This window comes from Streptomyces sp. NPDC001393 (genome assembly GCF_053597455.1).
In genome coordinates this window covers 19927-30269 of sequence record NZ_JBSFIH010000082.1, presented here as the reverse complement: position 1 = coordinate 30269, position 10343 = coordinate 19927, and the positions used below count along the sequence as shown (strand labels likewise).

At 70.6% G+C, this 10343-nt stretch carries 9 protein-coding genes; 5 read left to right on the top strand and 4 right to left on the bottom strand.

Translation table 11 applies throughout. The features are described 5' to 3' along the window. On the bottom strand, nucleotides 1–275 hold a 275-nt coding region (locus tag ACWC2T_RS42565), incomplete at its 3' end, for a hypothetical protein (RefSeq protein WP_450675659.1). Nucleotides 276–644: 369 nt separating this feature from the next. Here ACWC2T_RS42565 and ACWC2T_RS42560 point away from each other — a divergent pair. From ACWC2T_RS42560 to ACWC2T_RS42540, 5 genes are all read left to right on the top strand, one after another. After that, nucleotides 645–1997 (top strand): endonuclease domain-containing protein, encoded by a 1353-nt coding sequence (locus ACWC2T_RS42560; protein WP_450675658.1) that lies wholly within the window; start codon nucleotides 645–647, stop codon nucleotides 1995–1997. A 205-nt stretch (nucleotides 1998–2202) separates the two neighbouring features. Beyond that, the gene (locus tag ACWC2T_RS42555) at nucleotides 2203–3747 is read left to right on the top strand and encodes a circularly permuted type 2 ATP-grasp protein (RefSeq protein WP_450675657.1); all 1545 of its coding nucleotides are present in this window, start codon (nucleotides 2203–2205) and stop codon (nucleotides 3745–3747) included. After that, entirely contained in the window at nucleotides 3744–4676 is a 933-nt protein-coding gene (locus tag ACWC2T_RS42550; RefSeq protein WP_450675656.1) for an alpha-E domain-containing protein, read from the top strand. The genes ACWC2T_RS42555 and ACWC2T_RS42550 overlap by 4 nt, the downstream gene beginning before the upstream one ends. A gap of 2 nt (nucleotides 4677–4678) precedes the next feature. Beyond that, nucleotides 4679–5533, top strand: coding sequence for a transglutaminase family protein (locus ACWC2T_RS42545; protein ID WP_450675655.1), 855 nt, complete (start codon nucleotides 4679–4681; stop codon nucleotides 5531–5533). 83 nt (nucleotides 5534–5616) lie between these two features. Next, the gene (locus ACWC2T_RS42540) at nucleotides 5617–6360 is read left to right on the top strand and encodes an MBL fold metallo-hydrolase (protein WP_450675654.1); all 744 of its coding nucleotides are present in this window, start codon (nucleotides 5617–5619) and stop codon (nucleotides 6358–6360) included. A 114-nt stretch (nucleotides 6361–6474) separates the two neighbouring features. Here ACWC2T_RS42540 and eutC read toward each other — a convergent pair whose 3' ends face one another. From eutC to ACWC2T_RS42525, 3 genes are read right to left on the bottom strand one after another with little or no spacing between them, the layout of a single operon-like run. Further along, nucleotides 6475–7257 carry an ethanolamine ammonia-lyase subunit EutC gene (eutC, locus tag ACWC2T_RS42535; RefSeq protein ID WP_450675653.1) on the bottom strand — a complete coding sequence of 261 codons (783 nt, stop codon included), beginning with the start codon at nucleotides 7255–7257 and terminating at the stop codon, nucleotides 6475–6477. Then, nucleotides 7254–8687: an ethanolamine ammonia-lyase subunit EutB gene (gene eutB / locus ACWC2T_RS42530; RefSeq protein ID WP_450675652.1), complete on the bottom strand. Its 1434-nt coding sequence runs from the start codon at nucleotides 8685–8687 to the stop codon at nucleotides 7254–7256. Before eutB ends, eutC begins: the two co-directional genes overlap by 4 nt. A gap of 46 nt (nucleotides 8688–8733) precedes the next feature. Beyond that, nucleotides 8734–10293: an APC family permease gene (locus ACWC2T_RS42525; protein ID WP_450675651.1), complete on the bottom strand. Its 1560-nt coding sequence runs from the start codon at nucleotides 10291–10293 to the stop codon at nucleotides 8734–8736. Nucleotides 10294–10343: the final 50 nt, after the last annotated feature.

Here is a 10343-nt window from a genome sequence, read left to right as displayed (position 1 = left end):
CCCTGGGGCGCCGGATCCGGCAACGGAAAGTCGAGAGTGCCGATCGCCTGCCGGTGCCTGCCGCGCGTGCAGACCGCCACGATCTGGCTGCCGGGCAGCAGGTCCACCTTCTTCACGGTGACCTCGACTCCGAGAACGACCGTCTTGAACGGAACAGCCAGCTGCTCTGCGAGCATCGTGAAAAGGCCCGTGAGCTGCTCCTCGTCGTCGCAGGCGTCCACGGTGGCCTGCTCGACCAGCTCATCGAGTTCCGCGTCACTCAGCTGCCTGTCCACAGGGAACACGGTACCGGCGGGGCCCGACGCTCCACTCCGGGGCTGATCAGGCGCAGGCTCCCTGCTCGCGGCGCCTGCCCAGGGACGCCGGGCCCCTTGGCTCTTGAGCAGGGGAACCAGCCATGCCTTGGCACAGGACCTCTGCTGCGCGATTCGGACCGGGCTCGGGGACCGCTGATGTGTGAAGGTGACATGCCCGATTCTTGACGTTCTGGTGGTGAGGCTGGGGGCGCGGGAGGTGCTGACGACTGAGCAACCAGGCGCTCAGGAGCAGGGAGTTACAGGCGGCGGATGCAGCGCGGGCGGCTTCCCGGGTGACCGAGGCGCGTGGGGACCCGTTGCCGCGTTGCAGGCCGTTAGCCTGTCGGTATGTCAGAGCGTGTCTTGCCCGGTCGCACGGACGGCTTGATCACCCTGGGTGCCGCAGACGCTCTGTGGGCCGATCTGACGGCCGACAGTGCTGTGCCGACGGCGTCCGGGGCATTCACCTGTTCTCCTGCCCATGCCTGGGCGGGGTACGTCCTGCTCGGCGGCTGTGTGGTGGCGACGGTGAGGGCGGGCGGCGGTCAGTGGAGTGTTTTGGAGGTCGAGGTGTGCCGGGCGGCCGCGGAACTGAACGCGGTGGGGATGGATGAACAGGACCTGGTCCGCATCGGTCCGTTTCGTGGGGCGCCGAGGCAGGAGTGCAACGAGGAAACGCCGCTGCGTTGGCGCCGGCGCATCACGCGGGAACTGCAGGATCAGCAGGATCTGGGTGGCCCCGAGCGGGCAGCCCGACGTGAAGGCGGCCGGCCGTACCATCTCGCGGGGATCGACTGGCGGCAGATGCTCGTGGAGCGGACCCGCGAGGGGACGCAGCGGACATGGTGGCTGCCGCGCGCTGTGGTCAGGCTGCTGGACGCGGCCGAGCACTCCGAAACGCAGTGGGTGCACGCCGCGCGGACCCGCCAGGCAAGCGCAGCCGTCACCGAGCCGTCCTCCCGCCCCCGACAGGCCCGAGCCGCCGACAATCGGCAGACGACGAGCCCCGAGGGCCCCACCGCTTCACTGCGCCCGTACGACGCGGAGTTGGAGGGCCAGCTGTACTCGGTGCTGAGCAGGAAGCCCGGTATCTCCCGCAGGGTGGCCGGGTGGGCGTGTGCCGTCTGCCGCACCGCGCCCGCCGCCGTCCTCGACCACTGCCACGAACACGGCTACGTCCGCGCCCCCGTCTGCCAGTCCTGCAACACGCAGGAACGCCCCGACCACCTGTACAGCAACGACATCCGCGTGGCGAACCACTACGCACGCCTCTTTGCCACCGACACCGACGACTGGCTCCGCCACTGGCACCGCTGCCCCGGCTGCCGCGCACGTACCACTCTGCCCCTGCCGCACCTCGCCGCATGGACCGCCCACATAGCCTGCCGATCGCTGCGCCCGACCCACCCCGCTCCCCGCGGGCGCAAGCCCTGCGGCGTCCTGCGCGTGTCCTGGACCGGCAGTCAGAACGCCCCCCGTTCCTGCCTGCTCACTGTCGCCGTCGACTTCTGCCCCTCCGGCGAGCACCGTGTCCTGGCGCAAGTCCCCTACCACGAATCCGCCGAGCGGTTTCGTGCCTGGTTGGCCGAGACGGCCCCTGCCGTGGCCGCCGCGGCCGGTCCTGACCGCTTGGACGGCCTCCCTGCCCGGTCCCGGCCAGTCATCGCGGACACCAGCGGCGAGGGCCTGGCACTGTTCTGAGCGGGCACCGGGAGACCTGACACCCCAACGTCACCTCGCAGCCAGCCGGCCCCCGGCACGGTCATCCCGCACACCCCGGACATCCGGCCATCCGCACTCCGGGTGCGCCCGAGACTTTTGGCACCCCACAGGCTGGCGGCCGCGAGTGCGCTGCCGGAAATCACGTAGAGATCGTCGCGTTACGAGCCGCACTTAACGTCCCCTCATGGCGGATATATTCGACGCGTACGCGTTGGCCGACGCGTGGGACGAGATGTTTGTGCGGCCGGGTGAGGTCAGGACCGCCTATGAGCCGGTACTGGCGGCGCTACAGCCGATCGCACCGAGTGAACTGCGTTTCAGAGCCGACCAGATGGCGCGGGCGTTCACCGACCGTGGTGTGACCTACGCCTTCGCGGGCGAGGAGCGGCCGTGGCCGCTGGACCTCGTGCCGCGCATCCTCGACGCCCTCGAATGGGATCTCATACAACGCGGCGTCGGCCAGAGAGTCAGGGCCCTGGAGGCCTATCTCGCCGACGCCTATGGTCCCTGCCGTGCCTTCGAGGACGGCGTCGTGCCCTGGCGGCTGCTCCTCAACTCCCCCCATTTCCACCGCGTCGCGCACGGAATCGAGCCGCCCGGGGGCGTGCGCATCCACGTCGCCGGTATCGACCTCGTGCGCGACGAGGCCGGGGACTTCCGGGTGCTGGAGGACAACGTGCGGGTGCCCAGCGGGGTGTCGTACGTGATCGAGAACCGGCGTGCGATGACCCGCATCTTCCCCTCCCTCTTCGCCGAGCAGCACGTGCTGCCCGTCGACGGTTACGGGCACCGCCTGCTGGCCGCCCTGCGCGCCGCCGCGCCCGACGGCACCGCCGACCCCAGGGTCGTGGTACTGACCCCCGGTCCCAACAACGCGGCCTACTTCGAACACGCGCTGCTCGCCCGGCTGATGGGCGTGCAGCTGGTGGAGGGGCACGACCTGCTGTGCCGGAACAACCGGGTGTGGATGCGGACCACGCGCGGCGAGGTGCCCGTCCACGTCGTGTACCGGCGTCTGGACGACGACTTCCTCGATCCGCTGCACTTCCGGCCCGACTCGGTGATCGGCTGCCCGGGGATCATGAGCGCGGCGATGGCCGGCAACGTCACGCTCGCGAACGCCGTCGGGAACGGGATCGCGGACGACAAGCTGCTCTACACCTACGTCCCGGATCTGATCCGGTACTACCTGTCCGAGGAACCGGTCCTGCCCAATGTGGAGTCCTACCGGCCCGACGAACCGGGGCAGTTGGAGGCGGTCCTCGACCAGATCGAGCAGCTCGTCGTCAAGCCCGTGGACGGAGCGGGCGGTCAGGGCATCGTCATCGGGCCGAAGGCCGATCCCGGCACCCTCGAACGCACCCGCAAAGCCGTTATCGCCGACCCGCGCGGCTTCATCGCGCAGCGGCCCGTCGCCCTGTCCACCTCCCCCACCCTCGCCGGCGAGGGCATGGCGCCGCGCCACATCGACCTGCGCCCGTTCGCCGTGCACGACGGCAACGATGTCTGGGTGCTGCCCGGAGGCCTCACCCGCGTTGCCCTCCAGGAGGGCAACCTGATCGTCAACTCCAGCCAGGGTGGCGGCTCCAAGGACACCTGGGTGCTCGCCGAGGGCCCCGCCGAGCGGCCGGCCCTCGTCCGCTCCGGTGATCTGCCCGAGGTCGCTCCCCGCCAGCTGGGTCCCGACGGCACCACCACGGTCGTACAGGAAGGGGCGCAGCAGCAGTGAACGACGTGATCCTCTCCCGGATAGCGGAGGCGCTGACCTGGACCGGGCGGTACGTCGAGCGGGCGGACGCCACCGGCCGGATCCTCGACGCCTATCTGCACCGCATGCTGGAGGACCCCTGGCGCGACGAGGACGCGGCCTGCCGGTCGCTGTACGCGATCCTCGGTGTGGACGCGGGGGCGGAACCGGTGGACATGCAGCAGGTGCTGGACCAGCTCGCGTTCGACGCCCGCTCGACCGGTTCCATCGAGGGTGCGCTGGGCGCCGCCCGGCTCAATGCCCGCAGCGCCCGTGAGGCCGTCTCCTCGGAGATGTGGGAGTGCCTCAACTCCACCTGGCACGCCCTTGCCGACCAGCGGCTCGCGGCCCGCCGTACGGGTCCGTACGCCTATCTGGAGCTGGTCCGGCGCCGCGCGGCCCTCTTCTTCGGGCTCGCCGACTCCACGATGAGCCGGGACGACAGCTGGCGGTTCGTCATCCTGGGCCGGAGTCTGGAGCGGGTCGACATGACCGTACGGCTGCTGAGCGTGCGCGTGCTGGACGCGGCGCACGCTCCGGACTGGCCGACGCTGCTGAGCGCGAGCGGCGCCGACGAGGCGTACGCGCGCGTGTACGGCGGTTTCGGCGACTCCCCGCGGGTGGCCGAATTCCTGCTTCTGGACCGGGACTTCCCGCGCTCGGCGCTGCATGCGCTGACCACGGCCGAGGAGTGCCTGACCGCGCTGGGCCGCCCGCGCCAGGACCCGGCACGCCGCCCGATCGGCCGCCTGCGTACCCGCCTCGAGTACCTGGACTCGAACGCCCTCGAGGAACAACTACCGGTACTGCTGCGGGACTTGCAGCAGGGTTGCATGACGTCCGCCGACGCGGTGGCGGAACGGTTCTTCCCGTACCAGGGGGCCGTCGAGTGGGCCCAGGAAGGAGTGTGAGCGTGACCAGCAAGGGAATCCGCCGCCTCCGCATCCGGCACGTCACGCGCGTCTCCTACGCGCAGGCCGCCGTCTCCTCGCACAACGAGGTCCGCATGACCCCGCTGACGCTGCCCGGCCAGACCGCCCTGGACGGCCGGGTGACCGTCGGCCCGGCGGCCGCGACCTGGTCGTACTGGGACTACTGGGGCACCCAGGTGACCGGCTTCGACCTGATGGACCCGCACTCCGACCTCACCATCACCGCGTCCAGCCTGGTCGAGACGGCCCCGCCCGGTCCGCTTCCCGAGCCGCCCGGCTGGGCGGAGGTGGCCGAACGCACCACGCGCTCCCGTCTGCTGGAGTTCGCGAACCCGACGGTGCGTACGACGGTCCCGGCGGAGCTGATCGCCCACGCGCGGGACGTCGCGGCGGGCCTCGACCCGCACGAGACGGCCGTCGCCGTCTCCTCGCTGGTCGCCGACCGGGTGTCGTACCTGCCCGGCACCACCGGCGTGACCACCTCCGCCGCCGAGGCCTGGGAGCAGGGCACGGGCGTCTGCCAGGACATCGCCCACGTCACCATCGCCCTGCTGCGGGGCCTGGGGCTGCCGTCCCGCTATGTCTCCGGCTACCTGCACCCGGAGAAGGAGGCCGAGCTCCACCGCCCGGTCGCCGGGCAGAGCCACGCCTGGATCGAGTACTGGGCGGGCGGCTGGTGCGGCTACGACCCGACCAACCGCACCCGCGCCGACGAGTCCCACGTGGTGGTCGGGCGCGGCCGCGACTACGACGACGTGCCCCCGCACAAGGGCGTGTACCGGGGGGTGGCGGGCGGGCCGCCGGAGGTGACCGTGGAATTCACACAGGTTGCCTGAACGCGACACAGGGCCGGGAATCACTCCCGGCCCTCCGGACGACCCCTTCATGACGCGTCACCCGACACCGAGCAGCGCAGGGTGTGAGCCTGGTCATCGACCTGCTCGGTCAACCGGAGGGCGTACTGCAGGGAACTGGCCTGTCAGCCCCTCTGCCCAAGGTCACCCGCCCCCGAACGGAGGGACACGTACTGGCCGGGCTCTGCACCCATCTCCACCGCGATCACGCCGACGCCGCCGCACTTGCCCAAGCCCTGCGCCCTGGTGCCCCGGTCCTTCACCCAGCATCGTTCGGCGGAGACGACCACGAGAACCTCTGGACCCTCCAGGCCGACGGCGAACTCACCGAACTGGGGCTCCCCAGGCGCCCGATGACGGCGTGGGAGACCGCCGTGATCGGGCCGTTCACCATTGCCGCCGTGCCCGCCGTCGACGGCATCGGGGATCCACAGGTGTCCTGGGCGATCGAGGCCGCCGGGAAGCGTGTGATCCACCTGGGCGACAGCATGTTCCGCGGCTACTGGTGGCGCGCCGCCCACCGCCACGGTCCCTTCGACGCGGTGCTCACGCCCATCAATGGTCCGGCTCTGTGCTTTCCGCACGGCCGGCCGGCGAGCCTGCTTCCCGCCGCACTCGACGCTGAACACGCAGCCGTGGCCGCACGGTTGCTCGGGGCGAAGGCCGCCATTCCGATTCACCACGACGGATTCCATATCGACGGCGTCCACAGCACCCAGCCAGGCGAGCTGTCCCGCTATCTCGACGCTGCAGCCGCCGAGGAGTACAAGGTCTTCCCCTTGCAGCCGGGCGAAGCCGTGACCATCTGACGAGCCCCGCCCTCCAAGACGACGGATCACCCGCGACCCATCAGACAGGCCCTGGCCACGATGGCGCCGCAGACGATCGGCGGCACATCGTGGCACGTCCAGCTGGGCGCTTGGTCAGCTCTCCAGTGCAGCGGCCTCCTTGACGGCCACTCCGCTCCGCCCTTCGGCCATCAGCGTATCCACCAGCCCGATGATCCGGCTCGCGGCTTCCCGCGCCGGAATCCCCGCGCGGTGGATGTTGGAGAGGAGGTTGCGGTCCGCGTCCGTGTGCCCGGGACGCGGCCGGTACGCCAGGTACGCGGAAAGGCTTTCCGCCGTCGCCAAACCCGGGCGTTCACCGATCAGCAGCACGACCACCGCTGGGTCCAGCAGCCCGCCGATCTCGTTGAGCACGCCGACCCGGCACTGCCGCACCACGATCGGACGGCCCACCGACCAGCCGCGCGCCGCGCAGCCCTCGTGCAGCAGCGGTAGGAGAGCCGGCACCTGGGCGAGTACGGCGGTGGAGGACAGCCCGTCGCCGATCACGAGCTGCACGTCCGGGCCGGGACCGTGCTCGGCGCGGATCGTCTGCCGCGCTTGCGGGGTGAGGCGCCGGCCCAGGTCGGGGCGGCGCAGGTAGCGGTGCCGGGAGTCGGCCATGGTGGCGACCACCGTCCAGGGGAAGCGGTCGGCCAGCGCGGCCATCCCAGGGGCGTCGAGGTCCAGCGGTGTCGAGACTGCGTCCCGCGCGGCCGCATGGTCGCCGCGCAGGTCGAGTATGGTGGCGGTGCGGTAGGAACTGCCCGCCCGGCCGGTGAAGATGCGGGCGGGGGTCGCCGCGCGCAACCAGGCAGCGGTTCGCTCCGCGGACGTCGGTCCGGCCGAAGGGGCCCAGAGCTCCAGGTGCTCCGTCACGCCACACCTCCGGGGAGGAGTTCGCGCAGGGCTCCACTGGCTTCCAACGCGGAGGCGAGCTCGGCCGGGCTGGTCGGCAGGGCGTGCGCTGTGCCGCCGGGGCGGCCGTCGGAGGAGATGCCCATCTCGGCCAGCCAGAACTCGAACTCCGGAGCGGTGCGCAGGCCCAGCGTCCGGCGGACACTCACCACGTCGTGGTAGCTGGTGGTCTGGTAGTTGAGCATCACGTCGTCCCCGGCCGGGATGGCCATCACGAAGGTGCACCCGGCAGAGGCGAGCAGCACCAGCAGGTTGTCGTTGGAGTTCTGGTCGGCGTCCGCGTGGTTGGTGTAACAGACGTCCACGCCGGTCGGCACGCCCATCAGCTTGCCGACGAAGTGGTCCTCCAGGCCTGCGCGGGTGATCTGCACCGAGTCGGCCAGGTACTCCGGCCCGATGAAGCCGACCACCGAGTTGACCAGGAACGGGTCGTAGAGCCGGGCCACCGCCTGCGCCCGCGCCTCCAGGGTGAGCTGGTCGACGCCGTGGTGGGCCTCGGCGGAGAGCGCACTGCCCTGGCCGGTCTCGAAGTACATCACCTGCTCGCCGGCGAACTCGCCCGCGCGTTCGGCGTGGTGGGCGAGCACAGCCTCCCGGCCGCGGGCGAGCAGGCCGAGGTCGATGCCGAAACTCGCGTTGGCCGCCTCCGTCCCGGCGACCGACTGGAAGAGCAGATCCACGGGTGCGCCCGACTCCAGCGCGGCCAGCTGGGTCGTGATGTGCGCCAGCACGCAGGACTGGGTGGGGATGCCCAGCCGGGCGATCAGCTCGTGCACGCCGCGCAGCACCTCGCCGATCACCGGCACAGACTCGGTGGCCGGGTTGACGCCGATCATCGCGTCGCCACAGCCGAAGGCCAGGCCGTCCAGCGCGGACAGCATGATGCCGCGCACGCTGTCGGTGGGATGGTTGGGCTGGATACGAGAGCCGAAGACGCCCGCTCCGCCCATGGTGTTACGGCAGCGGGTGGTACGGCGCAGCGGGGCGGCCGCCACCACCAGGTCCAGATTGCTCATCAGCTTGGCGCAGGCGGCGGCGATCTCCGGGGTGATCGCCGCGCGCAGCCCGCCCGACCAGCGCCGATGGAAGTCCGGCTCCAGGACCGACTCGCGCAGTTCACCCACGGTGAGCGAGGCGATCTCCGCGAAGCGCGCCGGGTCGGCGGGCACGGAGACCGCCTCCGTCACTGCGTCCTCCACGACGGGAGTCGCGGCGATCTCGGACAGCCGTACGTCGGCCAGGGCGAGCTTGGCCGCTACTCGCTCCCGCTCGCTGCGTGCGGCGAGTCCGGCGAGTTGGTCACCCGACTTCACCTCGTTCGCCTTGGCCAGCAGCTCGGGCAGCGTGGCGAACGTGAACCGCTCGCCACGCAGAGTGCCGCGGTAGACCATACTGTCAACCTCTCCGAACTCTCTCTGCGGTACGCATGAGGGGCTTTCAGCGCTCGTGGGACTCGGCCAGCACGGTGCTGCCGATCTGCTCGTAGCGCGCCCGGTCGGTGGACCGGAGCACCAGCGCTGTCACCGCGCCCAGCACGCCCACACCGATCACCAGGTAGGGGGTGAGGGTGTAGACGGGGCTGTTGGAGGCGGCGCCCGCCGCGAAGGAGAGGTTGCTGAACAGCAGGTAGACGACGTAGGCCATGCCCGCTGCGCCCACCGCCGGGCAGAGCAGGGTCCGCCACCAGCTCCGGGTCTCCGGGTGGCGCTTGCCGCCGTGGAAGTACCAGATCACCGAGACGGAGCAGATCGCCTGGACGATGAGGATCCCCATCGTGCCCATGATCGCCAGCAGGCCGAACTCGTAGTAGTACGGCACGTCCGGCGCGGCTTTGCTGGGGGCCTGGAAGAGGAAGAAGTACAGGGTGATGAGCAGGGTGATCACGGACTGCACGATCGAGGCGACCCACGGGGACTTGTGCTTGTGGTGGGTGGCGCCGAGCGGGGTGACGGCCTTGTGCAGGCCCTCGCGGCCGATCGCGTAGAGGTAGCGGGAGGCCGAGTTGTGGAAGGCCAGCGCGCAGGCGAAGGAGCCGGTGACGGTCAGGACCTGGTAGAGGTCCTTGGCCCAGACGCCCACGAACTTCTGGGTGATGCCGAAGAAGAGGTCGAAGGGGTTGCCGGTACCGCCCTGGGCGATGGTGACGGCGTTGTGCGCGCCGTTGCCCGCGATGGTCATCCAGGAGACGAAGGTGTAGAGCGCGCCGAGCGCGATGACGACGAGCAGGGTGGCGCGCGGGATGATCCGGGTCGGGTTGCGGGACTCCTCGCCGTAGACCGCGGTGGTCTCGAAGCCCACCCACGACCAGAAACCGAAGAACAGACCGATCGCCACGCTGCCGCCGGCCACCGCGGTGAAACCGCCTGCCGGGTCGAGGGAGCCGGTCATCAGCCCGTCGGGGCCGCCGCCGTGGAAGAGCACCGAGCCGCCCATCAGCAGCAGGATCAGTACCTCGGCGACCAGGAAGACGCCCAGCACCTTCCCGGAGAGCTCGATGTCGAAGTAGCCGAGTACCGCGATGGCGAGGATGCCGAAGAGCGCGTAGACGATCCAGCTCAGTTTCGGCCCGCCGAAGGTCTCCACGTCCGTCTTGAAGAAGGACGCGAAGATCCCGATCAGCGAACCCTCGAAGACCACGTAGGCAAGGGTCGCGATGAGGCCGCTGGCCAGCCCGGCGACCCGGCCCAGGCCGCGGGTGATGAAACCGTAGAAGGCGCCGGTGGCGGTGATGTGCCGGGCCATCGCGGAGTAGCCGATGGTGAAGATCACCAGAACGGCGGTGCAGAATATGAAGGTGGCCGGGGTCCCCGTGCCGGCTCCGGAGCCTATCGCTATGGGCACGTTGCCCGTCATGGCGGTGATGGGAGCGGCGGTGGCCAGCACGGTGAAGACGACGCCCCACATGCCCAGCGCCCCGGTGCGCAGGCGCTTGGGCTCGGGAGTGGCGCCCGTGCCGGGACCGCCGAGAGGCGTGTGGGCGGATTCTGTAGTAGTCACGCGATCTGGCTCCGGATGTTGCGGGATGTTGCGCTGGACGGTGTAAGTGC